The sequence below is a fragment of the Paraglaciecola sp. IT1134 genome (genome assembly GCF_058068185.1).
In genome coordinates this window covers 4,021,502-4,047,270 of sequence record NZ_CM176486.1, presented here as the reverse complement: position 1 = coordinate 4,047,270, position 25,769 = coordinate 4,021,502, and the positions used below count along the sequence as shown (strand labels likewise).

Sequence of the window (25,769 nt, the reverse complement as noted above, 5' to 3'; positions counted from 1 at the left end):
CTCAGCAGCATGAAGTCTTGTTTCTTTTCTTGTTCCAGCTCGTCTAATCGCGTGAAGTTAAGTCTAAAAGTGGCTTAGTTCTGACATATATTCAGGCTCTTAATAGGGTAACTGTTCACCGGGGTGCTATTGAAAGGAATAAATACTTACTTTTCTTGATCCCAACGATCCTATTGCGCGATCTAGTCATTGTGTTGACATGACACGCAAAATAAATTTCTTCCGGCCGCCCCAGAGCCGATACGCTTGAAAAACGCCGGTTGTAGGAGTCGGTTAAAAAGCAGGTCGTTGGATTATTTAACTAACCTGAGTATGTCCTTAAACTCCGGAGTTTGGCAATTTCCCATTAGTTCGTACAAACACATCTCCAAGGTTGTGAGCTCTGCACCTTTGAGTACCAATTTAGTAATAGCTAATTCTTTATTGAGTTCTGTGCGTGACGATATGCAGTCGCATACCAGTTCTACCTCATATCCCAAACGCAGCAAACTTAAGGTGGTCTGGTAAACACAAATATGGGCTTCCAGGCCACAAACTAACCACTGTCTTGCACCTGATTGTTGTATTGCTTGCATGAATTCTGGGGTATCGCAGCCATCGAAGGTATATTTACTTATCGGTTTATGACCGGCTAAAGCTTCGTAAACAACAGCTGAGGTGTTACCCAGTTTGTCGGGATTTTGCTCCAGCCATAAAATAGGCAAGCTGAGTGCTTGCGCTCCTTTGATTAACTTGACGGTATTTGTGAGCAGTAATTCACTTTCTTGCACGATATTTGCCAACGTGCCCTGTATATCTACTATCAACAGGCCTGCCTGGTGTTTTTTTAACATCTCATTTTCCCGCTTACTGATTTACCTATTCAATCCTGCCGGTAACGCGGCAATCGACCCTGTAATAGCATTATTTACCATACGGCTGGAACCACAGTGTAGGCCAAATCCGTTTTCACTTATTGACTTGTAAATACCCTTTTAATTTACCCCTCACAAAAAAATTGAACAGGCTTACCCTGAGTAACCAGTTCAAGCCTATTTTTTTTGTAAATAAATAAAAGCGGTCTTTGGCTCTGCTATACAGGGCCCTGCGTGTGGCGAGTGCGACATCAGCTATACTGGCGCCGCCCAAATTTAAGTTATCTAATGCTTGTTGTACCTCGGTCGTATCGATTTCGCTGATATTGAGGGGCAAGTGTATCGAACTCAGAGCCGGGTCTTTATTCGAGCGAATGATATGGTTGAGCACTAACATGGCATTTAATCGACCTCGTAAATAATCATGTTTTCTGAAGCGTTCGTCGAGAAAACCAAGGAAAGACATCAGTTCTTCACTGGCCAGCTCCTTGTCTTGAGCCGTCACGGTATAGACCCGCATTATATCCCGGTCCTCCAGTTTCCCCGATTTTTCTAGTAAGGCTATGCTGTATAGCCAGGCCGCCTTTTTGGTGGGATCCAGGCGTTCGAAATCAAGGTAATCTTCTTGATATTGTAGGCTCAGTCTTACGATGGCTTGATCTAGGGATTCTGTATCCGGGCGGGGCGTTTTTCCAATGACATCTGGCGCTGTGGTTTGGGTGTTATCCACCTCTTGGGTCGCGTAAATGGCCAGACACAACTCTTTTGCTACTTTAGCCATGTTAGCGACGGCTTCATCTGATGCGGACTCAATATAGTCGACTAATTCCACTGCGCGTTTGTCCAGCAAGGCCACATCTTTATTAAATTTATCAGTCATTAACCAATCTTGAAACCTGGCTTGGGTGAACAATGCTCCGGCTATTTTAAGGGCCGCATGTTGCATTAAAATAGTAGGTGAAGACGCGTCGAAGGCGTTATCCATAGAAGATAATTTTTTATGGGGCGAAATATAAAAATAGAAACGTTTGCTGTAATCCAGGGGGTTATTATCTATGGTTGTCACTAATTCTCTGGCCATGCCTAGGGGATAATTATTAAATGCCCCGCCATCCATAAAGGAGAAATTACCTTCGGGCAAACGTTGTGAAAAATCCTCGGCCCCGCGATCTTTGTAATCGTGCTCGTTCCACTTTCTGCTCATACACAGGGGTGAGAATATAAAGGGGAAGGAGCCACAACAACGCGCCGCAGTGGCGATCCGTTGCCAAGTCTGCTTTTCATCCGTTTGGGGCCCCAGCTCTATCGTCACCCTGTCCTGATGCCGGGTTTCCACAAATTTGCCGTTTTGTAGCCCTTGATGGGTGGCCTCGAATATATTACGGGCATAATCTACACCGTTGAGGTTAGACATGGCCAACCCCAGTATAATCGTGGTGTCGCTGGCTAAATGCAGTGAGGGGGGCTTAGTGGGGGAACTATCGTACCGGTTGAGCATATGTTTATCGGCGATAGTGGCCACAAAACCGCTGGAAAAAATAGAGGTGTTGGGGTTGTCACCCTCGTGGTGAGTAAGCAAGCCGTCTATATCCACCGATTCTACCCAGGCCTGGTAACCTACGTTGGATTGCGGATTTTCCAGGGCTTGGGCTTCGTATAACAGTTTTTGGGCGACCAAAGCCGCCGTCATGCCACCGGCACTGGCGCCGGTCAATACGTCAATTTTAATCTGCTCAGGATCCGGGTTTTGGTTATTATGCAGTTTAATCGCATTAATAATTTCATACATGGTCCCAGCTTCGTATGAGCCTAATGAAACCGCTCCCGATATAGCAATGGCGACTTTATATGTCATTGAGGCATCCCTTTGGTCGTTGAGTTGCATGATACTTAAGGTAAGGTTTTTTCTTGGCCTTGCAAAGCTTTTGCCCAGAGTGGATATTTGTCAAGGTTGAGGGGTATTAATCTAGAACTCGGTTGGCTAGCTGGCGCTTCGCTAATTACCAATATTGGTATAACCATACAAAATGCCCGAGTCCGGCAGATGCTAGAGATGTATCGCTCTAAGGCGATTTGTAACCAGCTTGGGTAGCGGTGTACACAAGGTTGTCAACTTGCATATATCTTGTCCACAATTAGTGAAGATACCTGATCACAAAAATCAAATCCTGAATAGTCTGGGTTAAAACCGCTAATAAAAGGTACTGCCATCATAAAATAGCGAGCACAGGGCTGTCCGTCTTTACGTAACAGTTGATAGTGATCATTAATGGCCAGCCCACTGACAGTGAGCCAGTAATGTCCGCCTGGATCCTTGCCCACGTTTGTGTCTCCTTGCTGGAGCAAGGTTTGGGCGTTTTTTATGGATTTAAATCTGAGTTTAGCGGTTAGGGATAGCTGGGGACTTAACATGGATTTAAAGGGGAAGGCGTCTATAGGCAAATGCTGCTGGCCCGTACAATCCACAAAGGTGGCATATTGTTGTGTGATGGGGCTGTTGTTGCTGTCCTTGTAAATATATTTAAAAACATTGGCAGCTTCTATTTTCACCTCACTGTCTGTATCAACTGAAACGACTTGCAATACCCCGGCAGTGTGCAGGGCCAATAGTTGTTCAGCGGACGATTGCGGCACATTGGCGATAACCAGTGCTATCAGTGGCTGCAATACTTTTTGCAGCCTTAACATATCTTCGGCGCATAAGTACTTGGCGGGGTGGTTGACGGCAAAACTCAACTGTGACAATACCTCCATCCACTTGATCGAATGTTCATCTTCAATGGACTGTCCGGCCTGGAGGTATTCAAGTTTAAATAAGATAAAGGGCTCAAATGCTTTTCGTGAGCTCAACATCCAGTCGACAAACGATTCCAGATCCTGGTCGGCTATTTTGGCGTAAAAAGCCGGATCCTTATGTTTTAAGATTGCTTTAAAATTTTGTTCAAATATAAAATCCAGGGATAAAAAGCCGCCATTGTGGCTGATATGCTCCTCGATTTGTTGCTCGCTAAGCATGCCATCATTTGATACCAGTGGCTCGTCTAGATGAAAACGCACATTGGGCAGTAGGCCGTGCAGAGAGTGCATAACCAACTTGAAATTGGGCACGTCGTCAGCTACCTGGTATTTAAGTTGACCGTTGCTATCGGTAAAATAACGGCCATTGGCCACACTTAATGTTCTGATAGCATCGATCGCGGTTAATGAACTGCCTTTGAGCGCCACAGGGTGGTTAAACTGCTGGTTTAATTTCGCTGGTGGGTAAGGGGAACCATAATATCCCGTGGTCTTGAGTTCTTCAGTTGTGGGCCACACATGTCCAGTACAAATAATGATTATGTCAAAGCCGTCTATTTTACCCGTTTGCAGCAGCACACTGCAGGTTTGACCGTCATCGCTGGGTATAATATCCACCACGTTAGTCTGCAAATGCACCTGAGCAAGCAAACCTCTTTTTTCACTTTCAGTTAATAAAACCTTGAACTGGTCTTCCAAGTACAGACCAAAGAGTAATCTTGGAACCACTTGTTTTTCGTGAAAGGTCGATTTTTCGATGGCGAAGTCAGCCAACACTGCATTTGGTTGTTTGTTAATCCAATCGACCAGAGACTCACTTAACAGGCATAGCTCGTCTGAGGATACATTAGTGACATGTTCTAATGAAGCACCTTGGTGGCTGTACGGCATGCCCCTTCCCAGCACCGCCTGACGTTCAAAAATATCGACGCTGAACCTATTAGGCTGCTTGTGAAGCAACTTTTTGACAATAAACAGCGCACTGGGGCCACCACCGATCAAGGCAATCCGTATTTTTTCCATCAGCTTCATTAGTAACATAGAGAATATGTAATTTTGCTAAGCACTAATCGGGCCTGAAATTCAGCATCCTTGCATATCATGCAGGCCTTAAGTGGCGCGCAATTAACGTATACCCCCATCAAGCTTTAACTAACTGTTAGAAGATAAAAACTGAACCATGGAAGATTTTTCTTCACTGTATGGCAAATTTTACTTATCTCTTGTAGCGCTTGGGCATGGGTGTTTATAACGGGCAAATAAAACAGCGCCCTATCGACAGCCCGCAATATTAGATATTCTATGCAGGCAATCTTGAGAGTTTACTCAATGATTAAAAATTGAGGTTAAAGATGAACTATTTATTCGGATTAATATTATTGTTATCAGCCTGTAGTGTTCAGGCGTATTCCTACACTAAGGAGTTTACCGAGGCAGAGTTGCAAAATATGCTGAGCGCCATGATGCCTCTTAGCAAAACTAAATATTTTGTTACCCTGACCTTTACCCAGCCCAAGCTGCACCTGCTTGAAGACTCCAACGAACTAGGATTAGGGGCGAATATTCGGGCTAACGCCCTGGGGGCATTTAGCGGCAACGGCACCACTTATCTCACCGGCAGTATTTCCTATAACCAGGAGGAGGGGGCGTTTTATTTTCATAATCCCAAACTGGTGGAACTCAAATTAAATGGTGTGGCCAAAAAGCAGGAAACTGAAATTCAAAAACTCGCTCAATCGACCATTGCCAGCCTATTGGCTACCCGGCCTATCTACATTCTTAATGATAATGATTTAAAACAAAAGTTGGCCAAATCAACTTTAGAGTCGGTCAAGGTAGAAAATGGCAAACTGATCGTCAGCTTGAGTGTATTTTAATTGTACGTAGACAGTTATCACGCAAGTAAGGGGAAGGGCTGTTTAACGGGTGAAATTCAGACATAAAAAAGCCGGCGAGCCGGCTTTTACATATTCAGATAGAGCGAGATTTATTTTTTAAATCGTCTGCCCAAACCTAAGCCTAACAAACCCAGGCCTAAAAATGCCAGACTCCCAGGGGCAGTAACGGGACGTTGGTCTAAACCAACCACTATGTTGTCAAACTCACCGGCCACGCCTGAAGTAATTACCCGTAATCGGTTAAAGGCTTCAGCAAAGCTAAAGTCAATGTTCACATACACGTTAGAGGTATCGGCGACCTGGTCACCGGCTTTGCCGTTTAACTGAGCCAGCAATTCAGGGCCAGTAATTTTCGCCACTAATACGTCATCAGAGTAAAACTCAAACGAATTGTATTCATCAACTGAGCCCCAGTAGAACCCCAGATAGTTGATGTTTGAGTCCACTAAACTCGGCTCCATATTGCCGACAGTAGTTAAAAACGCCTTGTAGTCGATGTCCACGTAGCTATTCACACCAACAGTGGTTGGGGTGGTATACCCGAAACACGTGGTATCACCTGCTGGGGCGGCTGCCACATTTTTGTCTGAGCCGTTTCTGATATTAACCACATTACCACCACTTGGGGTAATGCCCAGGGGGGAGTTAATGGCACAACCTTCCGATTTACCCGCTACGTTGAATTGTGTGTCGCCACCACCCAAAAAACCCGGTATAGCGGTTGCTGTATCGAAGGTTTCAACGAAAAAGCCGTTGTTTATCGAGGTAACGGTATTATCAGCGTTTACATTCGCGCTAGTTTTACTTGAGCCATCAGTAGCTGCTTGACCACCAAAAGTAATGGTAGCCGCCCCCGCTTGTTGAGTTGCCGCTAGCGTTAAAAGTGCTGCGATTGATACAAATTTTGGTTTGTTGATTAACGCGTTCATATTGTTTGTTTGCCCTAGTTAGACAGTTGAATGATTGTCACCAGCGAAGCTGGCAAGGATGAATTGCACAACTAATGCCAACTATTAATTGAGTTGTGCGTAGCCTTAAACCCTTCAAATCGATCTGTTGCTAGGTGTGTATGAAATGTCTAATTGGCAGCTTTCATTTTTTGACATATAAAAACCGAGCGCTAAACAGCACAACAGTAAAAATATAATATAATCATCAGGTTGTATTTTTACCTGGGAGTAGGACAGCTATTTGGGTAAACTTTATTAACTCCATCGGTTACCGTTAAAACTGCCAGAGGGTTGGTTTAAGGTAAATAAATTAATTAAATAAGGCGGGTGTCAGTACCACGCTAATCAGTTTGGGTAGCCTTGTTTCGTGGTTTATTTGCGACACTGTTGGCGCAGCGGCTGGTTAAAACATTGCTGCTTGAAAGCAGTGAGTCCAATGTAATCCTTGGCATTTTACATGGTGTCTAAAACTAGGCGGACACCTAATTCTAAACCCTTGTCTGGTAAATTGTGCTCCTTGGGCGGAGTTATCCGTTTAAGTCTTAAGATCGCGCAGATCACCGCTTATTTATTCTCAGGCACCTCCACCACAATTTTTATCTCGCTGACTTTTTATTCCAGGGCGTTAATTTGCTTGTCAATTAACTCATGTTTGCTTTTATCCGCTGTTGATAAGCGTTTTTTCAAGTCTTCTGACTGACCCCGCATCTCAATTTTATTTGTGTCATTTTGTTGGGCATATTTGGCCTTATTAACGACCACGTCTTCCGCTTTGTTATCATGCTTTGCGGTGTGGGATTTAGGTGAAGGGGCGCTTTATTTTCATAACTCTAACCTGCTGGCATTCAAATTAAATGATGTGGCTAAAAAGCCGGAAACTGAAATCCAAAAACTCGCCCAATCGACTTTAGAGTCGGTCAAGGTAGAAAACGGTCAACTGATCGTCAGGTTGAGTGTATTTTGAATCGTAGTTTTTGGTCATTTCGCAGGTCGGGTAGGCTGTTTTAACTGACATAATACGGGCATAAAAAAAGCCGGCGAGCCGGCTTTTACATATTTAGATAGAGCGAGATTTATTTTTTAAATCTTCTGCCTAAACCCAGACCTAACAAACCCAGGCCTAAAAATGCCAGACTTGCAGGAGCGGTAACAGGGCGTTGGTCTAAACCAACAACGATGTTGTCAAACTCACCAGCCACACCTGAAGTAATAACGCGTAATCTGTTAAAGGCTTCAGCAAAGCTAAAGTCAATGTTTACATACACATTAGAGGTATCGGCCGTCTGGTCACCGGCTTTGCCGTTTAATTTGGCGAGTAATTCTGGGCCCGTAATTTTCGCTACTAATACGTCATCAGAGTAAAACTCAAACGAGTTGTAGGCATCAACTGAACCCCAGTAGAAACCCAGGTAGTTGATGCTAGAGCCCGTTAAGTTCGGTGCTAAACTGCCGATATTAGCTAAAAAGTCTTTGTAGTCGATGTCGACGTAGCTATCCATACCTACTGTTGTTGGGGTGGTATAAGCGTAACAGGTGGTATCACCGGCAGGGGCGGCAGCCACATTGCTTTGGGAGCCGTTTCTGACATTTACGACGCCTTCGCCACTTGGAGTAATGACCAAGGGAGAGTTGATGGCACAACCTTCAGATGTGCCTGCTACGTTATACTGGGTGTCGCCACCACCAGGAATGCCCGGTATAGCCGTTGCTGTATCGAAAGTAGAAACGAAAAATCCGTTATTTATCGAGGTAATGGTATTGTTAGCGTTAACATTTACGCTGGTTTTATTCGAGCCATCAGTAGCCGCTTGACCACCAAAAGTAATGGTTGCCGCACCTACTTGTTGAGCTGCCGCTAGCGCAAAAAGTGCTGCGATTGAAACTGATTTTGATTTATTCATTAACGCGTTCATGTTGCTTGTTTGCCTTATAAGACAGTTGGATTGTTGATACTGCTGCAAACGCATTAGCATGAGTTGTGCCATGATTTAATTTTCTTTTAAATCAATTGTTTGGTGGTGATAATCAACTGATGCAAAGCGAAGTGTAAACTTTGCTGACTACATTTTTTCGGTGTTAAAATTACCCCGAATTTAAATCTGAATATAATCAATTGGTTAGCATTTTTACCGATGTTTATCGAAAATTATTGTGTAAAATTTATTGACACCTTGTTTGCCCAATAAAACAGTCAGCGGGTCGCTTAAGCGTTTTTATTTTTCCTAAATCAGATTGAGACAGATAAACCGTGAAAAAACAGCCTATTTTTTTTCATCGTTAGACACAGCAATCCATTATCGCCTGAATTGTTATCCTAAATGATCATTACCTTTATTTATCTTCTGGCACCTCCACCACATCTTTTATAACGCTAATTTTTTCTGCGAGAAGCTCAATTTGCTGTTCAATTGTTTCATGCTGGTTTTTATTCGCAGATGATAAACGTTTTTTCAAGTCTGCTAACTGCTCCTGCATCTCAATTTTAGTGGTTTCATTTTGTTGGGCTTGTTCGGCTTTATCAAATACCACGTCTTCCGCATTAGTATGGCTGTGCACGGTATCTGTGGTCTGTGATGTGGGGGAAGGGGCAATTTCTTTCTGAACGTCTTGCCCGGCGTGCTGGCTGACAAAAGTGGGTGACATAATTTCAATATCGTTGTCATGCAAACAATCCAGAACATGGCGATGCAAATTTGAACGGGTTGTTAGCAGGTTTTTTACCTCGACCAGCAGCCCACTAACCGTGTAACTAACTGAAAAATCACCTAACTGGGTTACATGAACAAATGGCTCTTCCAGCCCGGTTTCTTTGGCTGCTAGCAGTAATAACTCATCGATGCGGCTATGGTGGATGTTATAACCTAGAGATAAGGTAACGGACACTATTGTACCGGATCTACGTATGACACTTACCGGCTTGTTGATTAATAAATTGTTTGGGATGGCGATTAATTCTCTGGTCTGGGTTTGAATTTCACAATCAAATAAACCCAACTCCGTAACTCTGCCAAAATAATTGTCAAAACTAATAAAATCCCCTGTGCGAAACGGCTGGGTAAAACGCATCATGGCGCCGGCCACTAAATTACTAAAAATGGTGGTCGAGGAAAAAGCCAGTAGTCCTGATAACATTAAGCCAATCAGACTCAGAATTTGTAGTTCCAGACTTTCCTTGATGGGTAACGTGATAACTACGGTGATTAAACCCACCAACATCAGCAATAACATAACAAGCTGTCGAGCGAATATATTTTCGTTGCCAGTGTGTTTGAGTTTGTTAAATAGCAACACTTGGGTCAACCAGGTGAGCAAACCAAAGATGATTAGAGTCACCACTACTGGCAGCCAGTTACTGATAAAATTCTCACTTACTGCCATATTTATTCCCATATTGTACTCATTTAACGTGGTTGTATTTTACCAACAAGATCACTTTTAGTGAGTTGTTATCATGCAGTTATTTGCTCAAATCTGGCTTGTGGCTAAATGTTATAACCCAATATGGCGGCCTAGATCTAGCTAATTCAGCCTCAAGCGGGCGTGGCATAATGAGTGCCTCAGGGTTGGCTATTGACATGTGAAATTTCATATATATGATAATGCATATATCAATATGGAGAAACACGATGGACATCACCCCACTTTCATTTTTCAAATGTTTGGCTGATGACACCCGCCTGAAATCGCTAATGCTAGTCTACCTTGAAGACGAATTATGTGTATGTGATTTGATCACGGCTTTGCGGCTGAGCCAGCCTAAGGTGTCTCGGCACCTGGCAGAGTTGCGAAAGTGTCAGTTACTAGTGGATGAACGGCGCGGTAAATGGGTGTATTACGCCCTGAATCCCCAACTGCCCCAATGGGCTCTGGCTGTGCTTATAACTACTGCCCTTAACAATGAGCTCTATCTAGGTGTTTGTATCAAAAATCTACATAGCGCTAAACAAAATGAAAGTTGCTGCTGAGCCTCAGCGCCGCACAACGTCGAATATATTTTTGCTGGAGTAACATAATGCTGAAAATTTTGTATATCTGTACCCATAATCGCTGTCGCAGTATTTTGTCTGAAGCCATTACCAATCATTTGGGCAAAGGTAAAATAGTGGCAAAAAGCGCCGGTAGTCAGCCTGTGGGGGAGGTGCATCCGCTGTCGATTAAATATCTTAATGAAGCAGGTATCGCCACCGATGGGCTAAGTAGCCAGTCATGGCATGAGTTTGAAACGTTCGCGCCAGACTTGGTGATAACCGTATGTGATTCAGCTGCTGCAGAGACCTGCCCCCTGTGGTTTGGTGATAGTCTCAAAATACATTGGGGCCTGAGCGATCCATCCAAATTGGCAGGCAACGAAGAGCAGATTGCTGATGCGTTTCGTACGACTATCAACGAGGTTGAACAACGGGTGCAGGCTTTGCTGAAGATTGATTTTGTCGGAACGGATCAGGCATCCTTGAGCCAGGCATTAAACACACTGGGGGCGAGATAGTGGCTGAAAGTCAAAAAATAGCAGTGGCATTGCCAGGCAATATTGAAGATAAACATTTTCAGCACCCGGATAATACCCATTTTTGTATTGATCCGTCGGGGCACCCGCCACGGATATTGTTATTATATGGTTCGCTGCGCGCCCGTTCATTTAGTCGCTTAGTGGTGGAGCAGAGCGCCCGTTTGTTGCAAGCCATGGGGGCCCAAACCCGTATTTTTGACCCCACGGGTTTACCTTTGCCAGACGGCGACGAAGCAAGCCATCCTAAAGTTGTGGAACTGCGAGAACTGATGATGTGGTCTGAAGGTCAGGTATGGTGTTCTCCCGAGCGTCACGGCGCCATGACCGGCATACTGAAAAGCCAAATCGACTGGGTACCACTATCGATAGGTAGTGTGCGGCCCACTCAAGGTAAAACCCTGGCAGTGATGCAAGTCAGTGGTGGTTCTCAGTCCTTTAATGCAGTCAATCAAATGCGCATATTAGGTCGCTGGATGCGTATGTTGACCATCCCAAACCAATCCTCGGTTGCCAAAGCCTTTATGGAATTTGATGACAATGACCAAATGAAACCTTCACCTTATTACAATCGAATTGTAGACGTACTGGAAGAATTGCTGAAATTTACCTTGCTGACACGAGACAATGCCAGCTATCTGGTTGACCGGTATTCAGAGCGAGTAGAGACAGCAGACCAAGTGAGCCAGAGAGTCAATCAACGCTCAATTTAGGCGTTTGTAAATAAGTATTTAGCGGAGAAAATCATGGGTCTTTTTGAGCGTTATCTTTCAGTGTGGGTGGCATTGAGTATTACCTTGGGTGTGGCTTTGGGTAGTTTACAGCCAGGCGTATTCGCGGTGATCGCCGGTTGGGAATACGGTCATGTAAATCTGGTAGTGGCCCTGCTTATTTGGTTGATGATTTACCCTATGATGATCCAAATCGACTTTTCATCCATTAAAGATGTGGGCAGTAAACCCAAAGGCATAGCATTAACTCTAGTGATCAACTGGTTAGTCAAGCCTTTTACCATGGCTGCTCTAGGCTGGTTGTTTTTTAAAGGCATTTTTGCCGATTGGGTTGACCCACAAACCGCCAATGAATACATAGCCGGGATGATCCTGCTGGGTGTGGCGCCTTGTACTGCCATGGTGTTTGTCTGGAGTCAACTAACCAAGGGAGACGCTAACTATACCCTGGTGCAGGTGTCGATTAATGACATCATCATGATCTTTGCCTTTGCGCCACTGACTGCGCTGTTACTCGGCGTGAGCGATATTCAGGTGCCCTGGCAAACCCTGCTTGTGTCGGTTCTGTTATATGTGGTGTTGCCGCTGATCGCCGGTGTGCTCACACGCGGGGCGCTTGAGCGCCAAAATAAATTAAACGCTTCTTCCAGTGCGCATGTTGGGGTAAGTCATTTTGTTGAGCGCCTCAAACCCTGGTCTATCGTAGGTTTGCTGGCCACTGTGGTGTTGTTATTTGGTTTTCAAGCCCAGACGATTTTAGCTAAACCGCAAATGATCCTGTTGATAGCCATTCCGCTACTGGTGCAAACTTATGGCATTTTTGCGCTCACCTATTTTCTCGCCAAGCGTCTGGCTCTACCGCATAATGTGGCTGCGCCTGCCAGTATGATCGGTTCATCGAATTTTTTTGAATTGGCAGTAGCGGTGGCCATCTCGCTGTTCGGTCTACATTCAGGGGCTGCTCTGGCCACAGTGGTGGGGGTATTGGTGGAAGTACCGGTTATGTTATCCCTGGTTTATTTTGCTAATCGCACCCGCCATTGGTTTAGCTCGCACGAGGCAAGCTAAAGCTGAGGTCACTTGGGTATAGACCTAAAATCATGGAATTTGCATGCCGGCGGCGAATGCGTGTAGCCAACAAACATGCAGTTTTAAGAATGCAGGGTATATTAATCGTTGCTGTGCAAGCTGGCGTTCAGCCCACCCCACTTCGACGAATCGGCAACCAGCGCCTCTACCGCCCCGCTTTGACTGTTACGACGGTAAAGCAAACCGGACATGCCAGATAACTGACGGGCGGCAACCACCTGACCATCTGGCGTTTTCACCTTGGTGCCAGCGGTTAGGTATAATCCCGCTTCCACTATGCAGTCATCCCCAAGTGAGATACCTATACCGGCATTGGCACCAAGCAAACTGCGCTCGCCAACAGAGTTCACGGTTTTACCGCCACCAGAGAGGGTACCCATGATCGATGCACCGGCACCTACATCGGAATTTTTACCTACTATTACCCCGGGTGTTACTCTACCCTCGACCATGGAATCCCCCAGCGTGCCAGCATTAAAGTTCACAAAACCTTCGTGCATTACGGTTGTGCCTGGGGCCAAATGTGCGCCCAATCTCACCCGGTCAGCGTCACCAATACGTACGCCTTCGGGTACAACATAATCTGTCATACGGGGAAACTTATCGATGGACGTGATGGTCAGGTGATGATGTTCGCTGGCAATAGCGCCACGTAATGTGTCAACTTCAGTGGGTAACACAGGTCCGGCGGACGTCCAAGCCACATTGGTTAACAAACCGAAAATGCCTTCAAGGTTAATGCCATTTGGCTTAACGATACCTTCGGACAATAAATGTAAACGCAAATACGCGTCTTCTATGGTTTTGGGTGCACTATCGATGTCAATGTCGATTTGCACAAAATCACTTTTTATTATCCCGACTTTTTGCGCCAGACAACTGCGAGCCAGTTGCGTATTTGCCCGAGGAAACCATACATCCAAAGTCTTACCACTGGCGGCATCGATATAACGATGACCAATACGTTTTACAGTCATTTATTTTTCCTAATTTATTAATTATTCAGCTGATAGCTGAATTATGTCTTGAATTGATAGCTTTGACAGCCATGTTTTGCTTATAGGTTATACCCAGGTGTACAGATGAGGTTGACCTGAGGGACCGTCAAGTCTGACGGCAGGCTGCCAACTCAGCCCGCGGGGCAGTCGCAGCGTCATAGGCTTAGGGATAATGCGCTTTTGGCCTTTTCTTTATCGGCCACTTTTTGCTGTACGGCGAAATTCATCAACGACAACTCCACCCCGCGATTATCGGCATTTGCTGCATTGGGGGCAAAAGAGCACAAAGATAAAATTTCGGTGAAATCATTCTGTTGCCAAAAATAACAGCGATTGAAGCCGGTGCGTAATACCGCGCGATCACCCTCGCCACTGACAAAGCCGGCGCTGCGGGAAATATTTAACTGATTGAAATAATCCTTAACCAACTTGTCCACCTGGGAATTAGGCTGCAGGTTGCGGATAAAAGTGCGCAGGGGAACCGGGGACTCCGAGTATTTTGCAATCTGACTGATTTGGCTCAGGCGCAGAGGCTCTCCGTACTTGGCTACTGCCGATTGCAACACTTCCACTAAAATTGGCCCTATGCCTAAATAAGCACTTTCGATTTTATAGGTGCTGTCAATTCGAGTGATAAAACCATTGAATTTATTGAAGTGTAATTCAAGTTGCTGTTCGAGGCGGGAGTTCTGGTAGGGTTGGTAGAAACTCAACTTGACCTTGTCACTGCGACTACTGCCAGCAATATGGTGTAACTTGGCGCCCTGATCATAGAGGGTTATCGCTTGGGCCAGCACATTGTCGCCTACGTGTACCCCTTTGATATCCTGTTGGGACTGGCTATGCTGATCTTCCCCCAATGAGATGTTTTTATCGAAACGTTTAAGTCCGGTTTCTTGTTCCAGTGGATGAATATCATCGGGCGCGGCAAAAGCGCATGTTATGGCGGCAAACCAAGTGCATAACATTATGAATTTTAATTTTTTTATGATCATCATTTTCCTATTGGGCGAGCAAGACTAACTATCTGACCGCGCAAGCATAACATTAGTTGTGTCTGGTCAAAAACCTGGTTATCGGTTAGTGGTTAACGCAGGTCAAAGCACACATGCATTGCTGCGGATGTGATTTGCCAAACTGTGGTTGAGAGAAAACAACCGCCGTGAAACAGGCGAAAATATCCAAAGCGCTGCAGATTATTGGTAAAACTGCAGGATACCCTTGATCTTGTGTATAAGCGCCATTAATCTAGTGGCCAGTATTTTGCACTGGGTTGTATACCCAACATGGAGTTGGCAAATCAGCCAACCGATATTAAGTCACTTATAAGGCGTAAAGTTGATTAACCCTAGTTCCCTCTCCTGCAGCTATTCCATGCATTGGCTAACTGCTGTATAACGACGCCATGAAAATTCCAAAACGAATCCAACCTTTAGTTGATGACGGTTTAATAGACGAAGTGCTTTACCAATTGATGAGTGGTAAAGAAGCGACTGTCTATGCCGTGCGTTGCGGCAACGAAGTGCGTTGTGCAAAAGTATATAAAGAAGCGATGAAGCGTAGCTTTAAAAAAGCGGCCCAGTATCAGGAAGGGCGCAAGGTACGTAATACCCGCCGTGCCCGAGCTATGGAGAAAGGTTCCAAGTTTGGTCGCAAACAACAAGAAGATGCCTGGCAAAATACCGAGGTAGATGCATTATTCACCTTGGCCAAAGCCGGGGTACGGGTACCAGAAGCCTATGGCTGTTACGACGGCGTATTACTGATGGAGCTCATTACCGATGACGAGGGTGATGTGGCGCCACGCCTAAATGACGTGGATATGCCGTCTGAACAGGCGCTGGAGGATCACGCCCTGGTCATGACTTACGTAATGCGTATGTTGTGTGTGGGCCTGGTACACGGTGATCTGTCGGAATTTAACGTGCTGGTGGATGCCTACGGCCCGGTGATCATCGATCTTCCCCAAGTGGTCGATGCGGCGGCCAACAACAACGCGTTTAAAATGTTGCAACGTGACGTAGGCAATATGACCGAATATTATGCCCAGTACGCTCCGCAACTGCGTGAAACCCACTATGCCGAAGAAATGTGGGCCTTGTATCAAGCAGGGGAACTGGATTTGAATACCCAGTTAACCGGGGAGTTTGTCTTTAGTGAAGAAGCTGCAGACGTAGATACGGTACTGGAAGAAATCAAAGCGGCCTTTGCCGAAGAACAAGAGCGCAGAGAACGCATTAAAGATGCCGACGATGTGGAATAATCCCTGAGTCGGTGTGATTAACCCCAATACAATCTAGTATCTCGGTTAGCTATTGAGTCGTCATTGTCATACACCGCTAAGGCCTGTTCGGGTGTTGGCGGGGTTTCCGTTGCTCTTGTTCAATTTAGTTTAAATACAGCCTGGCATTTTTCTGGTCGAGGCGAAACTCAAATTCCCGTAGAAAATTCATACCCAGCAGCCCATCGGCATGTTCCATCTGAGCCATGGGCAACACCACAACAGAGATATTTTCCACTATAGCGTGATTGATTTGTAGCGAGGCAAACTGATACATGGGTGCCAGTACTTCACCGTTTGCGGTGTTGACTAAAAAGCGACCAATGAAATTGATTTTATATTTATTGTTTAACTGACTAAATACCTGGCGAGAAATGGCCGTAGTAGAGGCGCCGGTATCAATGAGTAAATTCAGGCTATTACCGCTCAATTGCACGCTCACCACGTATTGATCGCCATGTTGGCTAAGGTCAACCCCAATGGCAACGTCATCATCTACGCTATCATCGGTTGATAGGGTATCTTGGTTTGCAATTTGTTCAACTTGGATGATGTTTCTGATAGCCATGGCATCCGGGTCGTAGTAATCCAGGGCCGCCAGGGTGTTTTCCATCAAACTGACTTGCTGCTGTTCGGCATAAGCCTGGCTAAGGGCCAGAATAAATTCTCTATTGGTTGGGGCGATTTGTAACAATGGCTCCACAAATACCGCTAATATGTTCCAGGAATAGGCTTTTTTAAGTTGGGTGATAGTATTTTTCGTCAGCGCTTGGATGGTACCTTTAACCCGTGTATGTTGTGCCTCACTAAGAGGTAAATCTAGCAGGGCGTAATAATGCAGTATGGCGTCACTGAGTAAGCCTGTTTTTGCCACCAGATCCCCTTCCAGAATTAAAAACTCCAGATCCCTGGGGTACTGTTTTAAGTATTCCCGTAAAAAGTGAGCGACCCTCTGATATTGCCCGTCGCCCAGCCATGTTCGGTTTTGGTGTAACCAGGTTTCCCGCAGCTGAGGTGTTAGTAAACCCATGTCTTTAGGGGAGGGATTTCCGCCTCGGCGGGAAACGGCAAACTCAGGGGCGGCAGGTTTTAGTTCGTCATGGGCCATGGCAGTAACATCCCGGCTACCAGGCTGTCCGACAGATAATTGTTGTTGAACCTCCGTTGGCTCCACTAGCTGGTTATGCCCCAGACGAGTAAACAAATAAAGATTCAACCCCAGTGACAGGGCTAAAACTAAACTCAAAAGCCAGACGCGCAAGGTCAACAGGCAGGACTTTTTAGTGCCTGACCATAGGTGCTGACAAATATGTCGGGCATACGTTTAGGCCGGCCGCTTGATAGGGCGATGCAGACAAACTCAGTGCGAGCCTTGAGCATATTCAGACCATCAGACTGGCGAATAAACTGGAACTGACGTGTAAGTTTGAGTTTTTTATCGCAGGCAACAATCCAGGTAGCGCAAAGCAGGGTGTCACCTAATAAGGCCGCAGCCTGATAGTCGATTTCATGACGACTGATAGCCATACCCCGGTCCAGTGCCTGATATTGTTCAATACTCAGTCCTAAGGCATTGGAATGGGCCCAGGCGGTGCGTTCCAGTTGACTGACATAAGCGACGTTATTGGCATGGTTATAATGATCAATCTGCGCCTTAGCAATTGTCCACTGAGTAATAAAAGGTTCGGGCATTAGCCAGTTAACGTGTTCAGCCGTACGTTGCATATTTCACACCTCCAGTGCCGGGGTGTAGAGTGGAATCATTGGTAATGGATTGTCCTCTGCTGGGTCAAACAAGGCGGTCATCAGTTGTTGTTCACGCTGGACTATGGGCAGTATAAAGTCATCCGCCTTACCCAGGTGTTTGAAGGCTTTATGTCCGCTGGACATAAATTGATGTAATACCCCTAAACCGGCTTTTTTTGCGGGCCGTCGAGAAAGCATCAGTAGGGTGGAAATACCTTTAGTGGCCACCGCATCGGCTAAGTGGTTACCTAAAGCTTGCATAAGTTGTAACTGTGTCTGGCGCTGGGGCTGGTTGTCACAATTCAGGTAAGCCCCGGCGTACAGCTGACGGTCGATGGTTTGGGACTTTAGGTTACGTGCCAAGGCGTAATCCAGTTCGAAAGACAGGGCATTTAACTGTAATGCATCCCCCAAAGAGACTAATGCGCTAGCTGGTAGATATTTGCCCAATTTAGGTACCAGGCGCCCAATATCTTGATCCCGTTGGCTGAAGTCTTGGGGGCCATAAACGTGATCGACAAAAAAGTGCAGAGCTGGGGCAAATCGCGGTTGATGTAACATCTCCTGGTGGGTTGCCAATATACGCTGGCATTGCCAATCCTGTACGTCAGTTATAGTGTCGAGCAAATTGGCGTCCCGGGCAATTTCACGCATAGTAGCCACCGCGTGCAACTGCCGGGTAATATGACTGATCAAATCTGGCATACTATTTTACCAGGCGAATTTCACCAAATACGTCAGCATCGATAAAACCGCGATTTTTATCACCGTCTAGGGCCTCTATCTCATGGGAGCCCATAAAATGCTCGCGCTCGGGGCTATTATCGTTGTCGCAATAAGCCAGCATAAAACCGATTTTGTCTCCGGTTTTCAACGCGATCGGTGCTTTGGGTGCGGCATCAGTGTAGTCATTTGGGTAACGTTTGATCGCAACTTCCCATAACAGGGTATTGGGTTTATCCAATTGGCGTTTCCAGTTACTGACTAGATGGTCGTTATATAAATGGGCTTTTTTATCATCGCCGATATCCGCGGCCTGATTATCCAGTGCTATGTGGTAAGCCAAAGCGCTGTGATTAAATTGGTGAATACCACCTGAGGCATCGCCATCGATAAAAACTTCCAATGCATCATCATCCCAATATTTCACTAATGGATCTGCGGTCTGATCCATCAGCCGGTCATCGGTGATTTCAGCCTGTAAATACAGATATTGTGCATCCCACAACAGTCGGTAACGTCCACTAAAATCTTCGCTGGAAGGCAAGGTGCCCGCCATTGAATAAGGCATGGGATGCCAGTTGGCAGCTTGCCACACTGAGTCTTGTTGCCCGTCAATTACAGGTGCTACGGACGTAAAAGATACATCAAACGCCAGTGCACCAGAGCTGCACAAAACAGCACTTAACAATAAAGATTTTATTAACATAATGGTTCGTTCTTGGTCAGTTTGTCATAGCTTGGCGTAAAGCCGAGATGAAAACAATAGCCTTGTTAGTTCTTGAGTTTATAGTGTTGGGTTAGGTAGAATGCCGCCCGCAATGAATACATCTTCTTTAAATCTTTCAAGCGTCCAGCGCCATCGCTATCAAGACCTTATTACGTTATTCGATAGCACATTTGGTGAGGCGCAAAATACTCGCTTGATCAAAGGCGGGCATGAGCCCGAATATTTGCCTGCCTCCAAGCAGGTACATTATCACCAGGTTGTCTTCGCTCACGGCTATTTTGCTAGCGCTCTGCACGAAATTGCCCACTGGTGCATGGCCGGAGCCCAGCGCCGATTGTTGGCCGATTATGGTTATTGGTATTGCCCGGACGGTCGGAATAGCCAACAACAAAAACAGTTTGAACAAGTAGAAATTAAACCCCAAGCCATAGAATGGGCTTTTTCTGTGGCGGCAAATACAGCTTTTCGGGTCAGTACGGACAATTTAAATGGTGTCGAGCCGGATACCCTGGGTTTTACTCTTAACGTGCAGCGTCAGGCCCTTTCTTATCTAGAACAGGGGTTTCCACCCAGGGCCCAGCTATTTATCACCGCGCTACATGGCTTTTATGCCACCCCTAAACTTTGCACCCAAGACTTTAGCTTACTTAAAGACACAAACAACAATAGCCCTGTTAGCCTTTGCGAGAACCTATGATGGACCAACCAACACCCCATAACCCGATATTTCGCCTGGGGCTGATCATCAATCCTTATGCTGGGATCGGTGGGGCTTTGGCGTTAAAGGGCAGTGACGGGGCTCAGATCCGTGCTCAGGCCCTAGCCATGGGAGCTGAGAAACGGGCCAATGAGCGTACGCGCTTGGCCTTGTTAGAATTGCTGCCTTTTAAAGATCGTATTCACATTTATACCGCCCAAGGTGAAATGGGCGCAGACTTGGCCCAAGAATTGGGCTTTGACTACTCGGTTATCTATCAGCCGGCCCAGGCGCAAAGTGAAGGGCTAGATAGCGAATGCTGCGCCGCTTTGTTAGCCCAATTAGGCGTGGATTTGCTGCTATTTGCAGGCGGTGATGGCACGGCGCGAAATATTTGCCACGAAATCGGCCAGTCCATACCCGTGCTTGGGGTGCCAGCCGGCTGCAAAATACATTCTGGGGTGTATGCCGTTACCCCCCAAGCTGCGGGTAGAGTCGCGGCTATGCTGGTGCAAGGGCAGATCGTCAGCCTCAACGACGGCGACGTGATGGACATAGATGAAGATTTGTTCAGACAGGGACGGGTCAATGCCAAACATTATGGTGAAATGCGCGTGCCCAGTGAATTGCGATATATGCAAGCGGTCAAAATGGGGGGCAAAGAGTCGGATGAAATGGTGCTGGCGGATATCGCCGCTCATGTTATTGAACAGATACAACTCCAGCCACGACGGCTGTTTGTCATGGGGTCAGGATCCACGGTCGATTTTATTATGCAAGAGCTTGGGCTTGCCAATACCCTGTTAGGGGTGGATGTGGTAATGGGAGGGGAATTACTCGCCAAGGATGTCACTGCCAACCAACTGGTCGAGCATTTATGCGGCGTTAAGGCGACACTGGTGCTTACCTTAATTGGTGGTCAGGGGCATATCTTTGGCAGGGGCAATCAACAACTTAGCCCACAAGTTTTACGCAGCATAGGTCGGCAAAATTTTATGCTGGTGGCGACAAAGACCAAACTGCAAGCCTTGAACCACAAACCCTTAATCGCCGACACTGGAGATATTGCTCTCGATGTCCAGCTAGCCGGGTTAATACCGGTGATCACAGGTTTCCATGATCAAGTTTTGTATCCCATCGCTAAATTCGAATAAACCTAAACGTTAAAGTGACTCAAATTATGCCAAATTCAATGAATTCCCCCACCGTTAAACAGACATTTAGCCTCTTTGTTGATGATGTTCAAACTGAGCTAGATAAGGTAGTGCTCAAGGGAAGCGATCAGCAACTTTTTATTGCCAGTTATTTAACCGGGCATTTTTCACTGCTCCACAGTCATGCCAAAAGCAACGATGATTATTCGTTCGAAGCGATAGACGATTACATGATCAGCAGTTTGAACGTTGCTTTTGCCAACAAAGAATTAGCTGAGGCAGATCAGCAACAAGTACTGGACCTATGGCAGCAGCTTTTCCATCAATATGCTTAATTACGGTACAGTTGTATAGGAACTTGATTACCCTGGGCTAGCAAAGTACCGCTTAAACGAGTGGCACTCGGGTTGAGTTGCAATTGGGCTTCAATACTAATGCTGGTGACAAACATATAGGGTTCAACCCAACTTAAAAATACTTGGCGACCTTCAACAAATCCTTGACCTGTACCCACTATGTTGCCCATGCCATCAAATTCCTGCAAGGTTATCTGGGTCCCAGTTTGGCCTAATACGAAAGTGAAGGTGCCAAAATCATTGGTCAGATACCAATTACCAGTGACGTTTACTACGACGGGTAGTGGGTCTGCTTGGGACTCTTGTTGTACTTCTCGCTGCACTTCTTTTACTCGCTGGCGGCTAGCCTTTCGCAAGGTTTCCAATTCCTGCTCAGCCAGTAGTTTTTGCCGTTCCTGATTGATACGCAAATCGTCCAACTCTTTTTGACGTTGCAAGGCGGCCATTTGTTGTTGGTGTTCATCTTCGTCCAGCACAATCTTTTTAGCCGGTTGCTCGGTTTGTTGAGTAACCTGTTTGAAGCCGTCAGTGGCGACATACAAACCGGTAATGGCGGCTATTAATGAGGCTAACCCGGTAAATACGCCTGGCAAGGTACTGAAAAACGACTTGGGGCTGTCGCTCATGCTTGAGTCTCAACATCTCTAAATAGCTTAATTATACTCAAGTTGCCTCAAAATTCCCGCTGGATCGGGAATTTAACGGTGACTTGGCTTTGTAGTAAACGTTCTTCTATTGCCATGGCTCGCAGCGAGACCGTTTTTTAGCTGCTGCAGGAACCTAAAGCTGGCGACGGATCAAGTCGCGGATCAAAAATCGATTGGGATTGAGAGCATTAAGCAAAGTATTGCCCAGTGGCAATGGCTGGTTGGCAATCTGACTGGCTAACAGTTCGGCCATTAATGGTGCAGTTGTCAGGCCTCTTGAGCCCAAGCCGCTGAGCATGAACAGATTAGGTAGATCCTCTGCCTGTGGATAATGTGCCAGAGGCAGGGCTTTGTATAAATCGGCGTACTGGCCCTTTTGCACCTCCAGGTTGGCTATAGCACCTACCAGGGGGAGATGATCCGGACTACTACAACGAATAGAGGCGCGTCCCTTTGCCATGCCTTGAATGTCCTGAGCCCACGCACAATTTGTTAACGCCTGACGGTGCATGTCCAAGTTAGTGCTTTGCTCGTCTAACCTATATTCACAGTTGGCATCACCTTTGATGTAGCTTGAGCCCAAGGCATGATGCCCATGATGTTCCGGTGTTAAATAACCCTTGTGGCACAATACGGTGCTTAATCCCCGCAGCGGATCCTGGGCTTCAATGGCTTCCACTTGGCCCCGCACCAGTCGCAGTGGAAAGTCAGCTAAGGGGGCAAGGTTGGTACTCTGGGCCCCTGTGGCCAGCACCACTATTTCAGCCAAGGACTGAGTGCCATCTTGCCACTGCAACAACCACCCTTGTTCTGTTTGACTCAGGGAAGTGAGCTGTTTGCCTGTACTTACCTGACAAGGACTGAGTTTAGCGGCTGCAGCTATTAGGGCGGCGACCAATTCAGGTGGGTTGAGCCAACCTCCCAGAGGCATAAATAGTCCACTGTAGGGCAAGTCAAGCTGGCTCAAGGCGCTGGCCTGTTGCGGCGTGACGGCATGTATTAGGCCCTCAGGCCAGATTTTGTTGTCAATCAATTTGGCATGGCGCGCCTCAACTTTGGTATTAAAGGCTACTTGCAGTACGCCGCACCACTGGTGGGCGAAGTCATGTCCCCCTTGCAATAATTCCTGATATATTTTTGCCCCGTAGCTAAAGCTTAAGGCGTTGATTTGACTTATAACACTGGCCTGGGCGTTAAGTTGAGGATAAAAGCCCCCCTGGGGGTTGCCCGATGCGCCCTGAGATAAGGCCGATTCCTGACAATAGACGTTGACCTGATAACCACGCTTTGCCAGGGCATAAGCACCATTGGCACCGGCCAGGCCACCACCGATTATGGCAACCTGTGGCTTATCACCCGATCCTGGGTTGTAATGGGGCTGAGAAGGATTGCGCGCAAAATAACCGGCTTGTTGTTTGTCCTGACCAGTATCATCAATATGGCCCGCCAGCATGTCCCGTTTATGCCCGTGGCCCGGGCGTTTATGTACATCAAAGCCGGCGGCGCGTAAGCCTCGTTTGACAAAACCCGCGGCGGTAAAAGTGGCAAAGGTGCAGTCTGGCGTGGCGAGTCTGGCCATTTGTGCAAACAACTCCTGGGACCACATCTGGGGGTTTTTGCTCGGGGCAAATCCATCTAAAAACCAGGCATCTACTAAGCCAACGTCTGGGGCATAGAGTTGGGGCAAAGTATCATGTACATCCCCTAACCACAGGTCTAAAGTCACCCGGTTTTGCAAAAATGACAGCCTGTGACAGCCGGCTAGAGGTAAGGGATACTGGCGGATAAGGTCGACACTGTTGGCGCTAAATTCACTAAAATACAATAGAGCCTGGTTTAGATCGGCCTTGTTTAGGGGGTATTTCTCGGTGGAGATAAAATGCAAATTAAAATCACAATCCGGACTATTTTGGCAGAATAGCTCAAATGCCTGCAGGGTCACCAGAAAATTTAAACCCGTACCAAAGCCAGTTTCGGCAACGACAAATTGGCGTTTTTGCCAATTCTCCCAGCGTCGTGGCAATTGGTTATTGGCCAAAAAAACATACTGGGTCTCTGCGACGCCCTGGGCATTAGAGAAATAAACGTCGTCAAAATCAGTGGCGACGGGGGTGCCATGAGCGTTAAACTCAATATCGGCGGTTTTTATGCTCAATCTAATTCGTCTCCGAATGTGCAGGGGCTAGTGTTCAAAACCGTGATAGTTTAAGGTAAGGGACTAAACATACCAAACAGTGTGGCTATTTTTTTACAGATTCAGTTTTGCAATTGAGTGATTTATTAGTTGAATTTTGTTTACCAAAGAGCAGACCACTTTATACAATAAAATGGTTACCATATGCGGCAATTTAATACGTAGCAATTTATTGCTTGAAGGGTTCATCATGAGAAGAGCGGTTATCACCGGACTAGGCATTGTTTCTAGTATTGGTAACAATAAAAGTGACGTTACGCAGTCCCTTAGAGAAGGTAAGTCTGGCATAACGTTTTCAGAGCAATTTGCCGAGGTTGGTATGCGCAGCCAGGTTTGGGGCAAAGTCGATATAGATTTAAAAGAACATATAGATCGTAAAACCATACGTTTCATGGGCGATGCCGCAGGTTTTGCCTATGTTGCCATGCAACAGGCTATCGAAGATTCAGGGTTGAGCGAAGACATGGTGTCGAACCTGCGAACTGGTATTATTGCTGGCTCAGGCGGCGCGTCTTCCCAGCATCAGGTTGAAGCTGTGGATATTTTGCGGGAAAAAGGCGTGAAACGGGTCGGGCCTTACATGGTCACTCGGTGCATGGGCAGTACAGTTTCTGCCTGTCTGGCGACACCTTTTAAAATTAAGGGGGTGAATTATTCAATCAGTTCAGCCTGTTCAACCAGTGCCCATTGTATAGGTAATGCCCTGGAGCAAATTCAGCTAAACAAACAGGATATCGTGTTTGCCGGTGGGGGCGAAGAGCTACACTGGACTTTGTCTATGGAATTTGATGCCATGGGTGCCCTGTCAACCAAATATAACGATGACCCGACCAAAGCCTCGCGTACCTATGATGCAAATCGCGACGGCTTTGTCGGCGCAGGTGGCGGCGGCATGGTGGTGGTCGAAGAGCTGGAACATGCGCTTGCTCGTGGCGCCAAGATTTACGGTGAAATAGTCGGTTACGGTGCCACATCTGACGGTGCCGACATGGTTGCTCCTTCAGGTGAAGGTGCGGTGCGCTGTATGCAGCAAGCCATGCAGGGTGTCAAAGGCCCCATCGATTATATTAATACCCATGGCACCTCTACCCCAGTAGGTGATGTTAAAGAGTTATGGGCGATACGCGAAGTGTTTGGCGATAAAATCCCGCCCCTAAGTGCCACCAAAGCGATGACCGGCCACGCCCTGGGTGCAGCCGGGGTGAACGAAACGATTTATAGCCTGTTGATGATGGAAAATGACTTTATTGCCCCGTCTATCAATATCGAAACCCTGGATGAAGCGGCCAAGGGCATGGATGTGGTGACCGAAACCCGCAAAGCTAAACTCAATACTGTGATGTCCAACAGTTTTGGTTTTGGCGGTACTAACGCAACCTTGGTTATACAACGTTACACAGGTTAGGCCTCAGGTTTTATTTTAA

General features: G+C 46.5%; 25 protein-coding genes. 11 read left to right on the top strand and 14 right to left on the bottom strand.

Annotated elements, in window-relative coordinates; all coding sequences use genetic code 11:
- Window positions 1-293: 293 nt before the first annotated feature.
- The 3 genes from AC3RV5_RS17750 to AC3RV5_RS17740 all read right to left on the bottom strand — a co-directional run bounded on the left by AC3RV5_RS17750 (window position 294) and on the right by AC3RV5_RS17740 (window position 4,673).
- On the bottom strand, window positions 294-833 hold the full coding sequence (locus AC3RV5_RS17750) for an isochorismatase family protein (protein ID WP_489728917.1): 540 nt from the start codon (window positions 831-833) through the stop codon (window positions 294-296).
- 115 nt (window positions 834-948) lie between these two features.
- Window positions 949-2,709: a patatin-like phospholipase family protein gene (locus tag AC3RV5_RS17745; RefSeq protein ID WP_489728916.1), complete on the bottom strand. Its 1,761-nt coding sequence runs from the start codon at window positions 2,707-2,709 to the stop codon at window positions 949-951.
- Between the two features lie 254 nt (window positions 2,710-2,963).
- The gene (locus tag AC3RV5_RS17740) at window positions 2,964-4,673 is read right to left on the bottom strand and encodes an FAD/NAD(P)-binding protein (protein WP_489728915.1); all 1,710 of its coding nucleotides are present in this window, start codon (window positions 4,671-4,673) and stop codon (window positions 2,964-2,966) included.
- A 329-nt stretch (window positions 4,674-5,002) separates the two neighbouring features.
- On the opposite strand from AC3RV5_RS17740, the gene AC3RV5_RS17735 reads away from it, so the two are divergent.
- The gene (locus tag AC3RV5_RS17735; protein ID WP_489728914.1) at window positions 5,003-5,527 is read left to right on the top strand and encodes a DUF1439 domain-containing protein; all 525 of its coding nucleotides are present in this window, start codon (window positions 5,003-5,005) and stop codon (window positions 5,525-5,527) included.
- A gap of 110 nt (window positions 5,528-5,637) precedes the next feature.
- Here the strand turns inward: AC3RV5_RS17735 and AC3RV5_RS17730 are convergent, their stop codons facing one another.
- On the bottom strand, window positions 5,638-6,477 hold the full coding sequence (locus AC3RV5_RS17730; RefSeq protein WP_489728913.1) for an Npun_F0296 family exosortase-dependent surface protein: 840 nt from the start codon (window positions 6,475-6,477) through the stop codon (window positions 5,638-5,640).
- Between the two features lie 763 nt (window positions 6,478-7,240).
- On the opposite strand from AC3RV5_RS17730, the gene AC3RV5_RS17725 reads away from it, so the two are divergent.
- Window positions 7,241-7,462 carry a hypothetical protein gene (locus tag AC3RV5_RS17725; RefSeq protein ID WP_489728912.1) on the top strand — a complete coding sequence of 74 codons (222 nt, stop codon included), beginning with the start codon at window positions 7,241-7,243 and terminating at the stop codon, window positions 7,460-7,462.
- A gap of 109 nt (window positions 7,463-7,571) precedes the next feature.
- Here AC3RV5_RS17725 and AC3RV5_RS17720 read toward each other — a convergent pair whose 3' ends face one another.
- Both AC3RV5_RS17720 and AC3RV5_RS17715 read right to left on the bottom strand, forming a co-directional pair.
- Complete coding sequence (locus AC3RV5_RS17720) at window positions 7,572-8,411, bottom strand: Npun_F0296 family exosortase-dependent surface protein (RefSeq protein ID WP_489728911.1); 840 nt, start codon at window positions 8,409-8,411, stop codon at window positions 7,572-7,574.
- 418 nt (window positions 8,412-8,829) lie between these two features.
- A complete protein-coding gene (locus AC3RV5_RS17715) occupies window positions 8,830-9,876 on the bottom strand; it encodes a mechanosensitive ion channel family protein (RefSeq protein WP_489728910.1) in 1,047 nt (348 codons plus the stop codon).
- Window positions 9,877-10,124: 248 nt separating this feature from the next.
- Between AC3RV5_RS17715 and AC3RV5_RS17710 the strand changes: the two genes are divergently transcribed.
- From AC3RV5_RS17710 to arsB, 4 genes are read left to right on the top strand one after another with little or no spacing between them, the layout of a single operon-like run.
- Window positions 10,125-10,463 carry a metalloregulator ArsR/SmtB family transcription factor gene (locus tag AC3RV5_RS17710; RefSeq protein WP_489728909.1) on the top strand — a complete coding sequence of 113 codons (339 nt, stop codon included), beginning with the start codon at window positions 10,125-10,127 and terminating at the stop codon, window positions 10,461-10,463.
- A gap of 50 nt (window positions 10,464-10,513) precedes the next feature.
- A complete protein-coding gene (locus AC3RV5_RS17705) occupies window positions 10,514-10,984 on the top strand; it encodes an arsenate reductase ArsC (protein WP_489732201.1) in 471 nt (156 codons plus the stop codon).
- A 41-nt stretch (window positions 10,985-11,025) separates the two neighbouring features.
- A complete protein-coding gene (arsH, locus tag AC3RV5_RS17700; RefSeq protein WP_489732200.1) occupies window positions 11,026-11,715 on the top strand; it encodes an arsenical resistance protein ArsH in 690 nt (229 codons plus the stop codon).
- 33 nt (window positions 11,716-11,748) lie between these two features.
- Window positions 11,749-12,801 (top strand): ACR3 family arsenite efflux transporter, encoded by a 1,053-nt coding sequence (arsB, locus tag AC3RV5_RS17695; RefSeq protein ID WP_489728908.1) that lies wholly within the window; start codon window positions 11,749-11,751, stop codon window positions 12,799-12,801.
- Between the two features lie 101 nt (window positions 12,802-12,902).
- Here the strand turns inward: arsB and AC3RV5_RS17690 are convergent, their stop codons facing one another.
- Together AC3RV5_RS17690 and AC3RV5_RS17685 are read right to left on the bottom strand one after the other, a co-directional pair.
- Window positions 12,903-13,799 carry a DapH/DapD/GlmU-related protein gene (locus tag AC3RV5_RS17690; protein ID WP_489728907.1) on the bottom strand — a complete coding sequence of 299 codons (897 nt, stop codon included), beginning with the start codon at window positions 13,797-13,799 and terminating at the stop codon, window positions 12,903-12,905.
- A 176-nt stretch (window positions 13,800-13,975) separates the two neighbouring features.
- On the bottom strand, window positions 13,976-14,815 hold the full coding sequence (locus AC3RV5_RS17685) for a hypothetical protein (RefSeq protein WP_489728906.1): 840 nt from the start codon (window positions 14,813-14,815) through the stop codon (window positions 13,976-13,978).
- A 410-nt stretch (window positions 14,816-15,225) separates the two neighbouring features.
- On the opposite strand from AC3RV5_RS17685, the gene AC3RV5_RS17680 reads away from it, so the two are divergent.
- Window positions 15,226-16,083, top strand: coding sequence for a PA4780 family RIO1-like protein kinase (locus AC3RV5_RS17680; protein WP_489728905.1), 858 nt, complete (start codon window positions 15,226-15,228; stop codon window positions 16,081-16,083).
- A gap of 124 nt (window positions 16,084-16,207) precedes the next feature.
- Here AC3RV5_RS17680 and AC3RV5_RS17675 read toward each other — a convergent pair whose 3' ends face one another.
- From AC3RV5_RS17675 to AC3RV5_RS17660, 4 genes are read right to left on the bottom strand one after another with little or no spacing between them, the layout of a single operon-like run.
- Window positions 16,208-17,347 (bottom strand): retropepsin-like aspartic protease family protein, encoded by a 1,140-nt coding sequence (locus AC3RV5_RS17675; RefSeq protein ID WP_489728904.1) that lies wholly within the window; start codon window positions 17,345-17,347, stop codon window positions 16,208-16,210.
- 17 nt (window positions 17,348-17,364) lie between these two features.
- Entirely contained in the window at window positions 17,365-17,826 is a 462-nt protein-coding gene (locus tag AC3RV5_RS17670; protein ID WP_489728903.1) for an acyl-CoA thioesterase, read from the bottom strand.
- A 3-nt stretch (window positions 17,827-17,829) separates the two neighbouring features.
- Complete coding sequence (locus tag AC3RV5_RS17665; RefSeq protein ID WP_489728902.1) at window positions 17,830-18,552, bottom strand: DUF8198 family protein; 723 nt, start codon at window positions 18,550-18,552, stop codon at window positions 17,830-17,832.
- Window position 18,553: 1 nt separating this feature from the next.
- Entirely contained in the window at window positions 18,554-19,276 is a 723-nt protein-coding gene (locus tag AC3RV5_RS17660; RefSeq protein ID WP_489728901.1) for a sugar-binding protein, read from the bottom strand.
- A gap of 112 nt (window positions 19,277-19,388) precedes the next feature.
- Between AC3RV5_RS17660 and AC3RV5_RS17655 the strand changes: the two genes are divergently transcribed.
- From AC3RV5_RS17655 to AC3RV5_RS17645, 3 genes are read left to right on the top strand one after another with little or no spacing between them, the layout of a single operon-like run.
- Window positions 19,389-19,994 (top strand): elongation factor P hydroxylase, encoded by a 606-nt coding sequence (locus tag AC3RV5_RS17655; protein WP_489728900.1) that lies wholly within the window; start codon window positions 19,389-19,391, stop codon window positions 19,992-19,994.
- On the top strand, window positions 19,991-21,148 hold the full coding sequence (locus AC3RV5_RS17650; protein WP_489728899.1) for an ATP-NAD kinase family protein: 1,158 nt from the start codon (window positions 19,991-19,993) through the stop codon (window positions 21,146-21,148). Before AC3RV5_RS17655 ends, AC3RV5_RS17650 begins: the two co-directional genes overlap by 4 nt.
- Before the next feature lie 26 nt (window positions 21,149-21,174).
- Complete coding sequence (locus tag AC3RV5_RS17645) at window positions 21,175-21,483, top strand: YfcL family protein (RefSeq protein WP_489728898.1); 309 nt, start codon at window positions 21,175-21,177, stop codon at window positions 21,481-21,483.
- On the opposite strand, the gene AC3RV5_RS17640 is transcribed toward AC3RV5_RS17645, so the two are convergent.
- Both AC3RV5_RS17640 and mnmC read right to left on the bottom strand, forming a co-directional pair.
- Entirely contained in the window at window positions 21,480-22,130 is a 651-nt protein-coding gene (locus AC3RV5_RS17640) for a cell envelope integrity TolA family protein (RefSeq protein ID WP_489728897.1), read from the bottom strand. The two genes, AC3RV5_RS17645 and AC3RV5_RS17640, sit on opposite strands and share 4 nt — an antisense overlap.
- A 154-nt stretch (window positions 22,131-22,284) precedes the next feature.
- The gene (gene mnmC, locus AC3RV5_RS17635) at window positions 22,285-24,306 is read right to left on the bottom strand and encodes a bifunctional tRNA (5-methylaminomethyl-2-thiouridine)(34)-methyltransferase MnmC2/FAD-dependent 5-carboxymethylaminomethyl-2-thiouridine(34) oxidoreductase MnmC1 (RefSeq protein ID WP_489728896.1); all 2,022 of its coding nucleotides are present in this window, start codon (window positions 24,304-24,306) and stop codon (window positions 22,285-22,287) included.
- A 229-nt stretch (window positions 24,307-24,535) separates the two neighbouring features.
- Here mnmC and fabB point away from each other — a divergent pair, with 229 nt between their 5' ends.
- Window positions 24,536-25,750, top strand: a complete 1,215-nt coding sequence (fabB, locus tag AC3RV5_RS17630; protein ID WP_489728895.1) for a beta-ketoacyl-ACP synthase I — start codon at window positions 24,536-24,538, stop codon at window positions 25,748-25,750.
- Window positions 25,751-25,769 lie beyond the last annotated feature (19 nt).

What these genes read in the sequence shown, in the direction of transcription:
- AC3RV5_RS17745 (WP_489728916.1), bottom strand. Translation starts at nt 2,709, where the DNA reads ATGACATATAAAGTCGCCATTGCTATATCGGGAGCGGTTTCATTAGGC.
- AC3RV5_RS17665 (WP_489728902.1), bottom strand. Translation starts at nt 18,552, where the DNA reads ATGCCAGATTTGATCAGTCATATTACCCGGCAGTTGCACGCGGTGGCT.
- AC3RV5_RS17715 (WP_489728910.1), bottom strand. Translation starts at nt 9,876, where the DNA reads ATGGCAGTAAGTGAGAATTTTATCAGTAACTGGCTGCCAGTAGTGGTG.
- AC3RV5_RS17685 (WP_489728906.1), bottom strand. Translation starts at nt 14,815, where the DNA reads ATGATCATAAAAAAATTAAAATTCATAATGTTATGCACTTGGTTTGCC.
- AC3RV5_RS17660 (WP_489728901.1), bottom strand. Translation starts at nt 19,276, where the DNA reads ATGTTAATAAAATCTTTATTGTTAAGTGCTGTTTTGTGCAGCTCTGGT.
- AC3RV5_RS17650 (WP_489728899.1), top strand. Translation starts at nt 19,991, where the DNA reads ATGATGGACCAACCAACACCCCATAACCCGATATTTCGCCTGGGGCTG.
- AC3RV5_RS17750 (WP_489728917.1), bottom strand. Translation starts at nt 833, where the DNA reads ATGTTAAAAAAACACCAGGCAGGCCTGTTGATAGTAGATATACAGGGC.
- AC3RV5_RS17680 (WP_489728905.1), top strand. Translation starts at nt 15,226, where the DNA reads ATGAAAATTCCAAAACGAATCCAACCTTTAGTTGATGACGGTTTAATA.
- AC3RV5_RS17690 (WP_489728907.1), bottom strand. Translation starts at nt 13,799, where the DNA reads ATGACTGTAAAACGTATTGGTCATCGTTATATCGATGCCGCCAGTGGT.
- fabB (WP_489728895.1), top strand. Translation starts at nt 24,536, where the DNA reads ATGAGAAGAGCGGTTATCACCGGACTAGGCATTGTTTCTAGTATTGGT.
- AC3RV5_RS17710 (WP_489728909.1), top strand. Translation starts at nt 10,125, where the DNA reads ATGGACATCACCCCACTTTCATTTTTCAAATGTTTGGCTGATGACACC.
- AC3RV5_RS17735 (WP_489728914.1), top strand. Translation starts at nt 5,003, where the DNA reads ATGAACTATTTATTCGGATTAATATTATTGTTATCAGCCTGTAGTGTT.
- AC3RV5_RS17730 (WP_489728913.1), bottom strand. Translation starts at nt 6,477, where the DNA reads ATGAACGCGTTAATCAACAAACCAAAATTTGTATCAATCGCAGCACTT.
- AC3RV5_RS17645 (WP_489728898.1), top strand. Translation starts at nt 21,175, where the DNA reads ATGCCAAATTCAATGAATTCCCCCACCGTTAAACAGACATTTAGCCTC.
- AC3RV5_RS17720 (WP_489728911.1), bottom strand. Translation starts at nt 8,411, where the DNA reads ATGAACGCGTTAATGAATAAATCAAAATCAGTTTCAATCGCAGCACTT.
- arsB (WP_489728908.1), top strand. Translation starts at nt 11,749, where the DNA reads ATGGGTCTTTTTGAGCGTTATCTTTCAGTGTGGGTGGCATTGAGTATT.
- AC3RV5_RS17640 (WP_489728897.1), bottom strand. Translation starts at nt 22,130, where the DNA reads ATGAGCGACAGCCCCAAGTCGTTTTTCAGTACCTTGCCAGGCGTATTT.
- AC3RV5_RS17740 (WP_489728915.1), bottom strand. Translation starts at nt 4,673, where the DNA reads ATGGAAAAAATACGGATTGCCTTGATCGGTGGTGGCCCCAGTGCGCTG.
- AC3RV5_RS17655 (WP_489728900.1), top strand. Translation starts at nt 19,389, where the DNA reads ATGAATACATCTTCTTTAAATCTTTCAAGCGTCCAGCGCCATCGCTAT.
- AC3RV5_RS17670 (WP_489728903.1), bottom strand. Translation starts at nt 17,826, where the DNA reads ATGCAACGTACGGCTGAACACGTTAACTGGCTAATGCCCGAACCTTTT.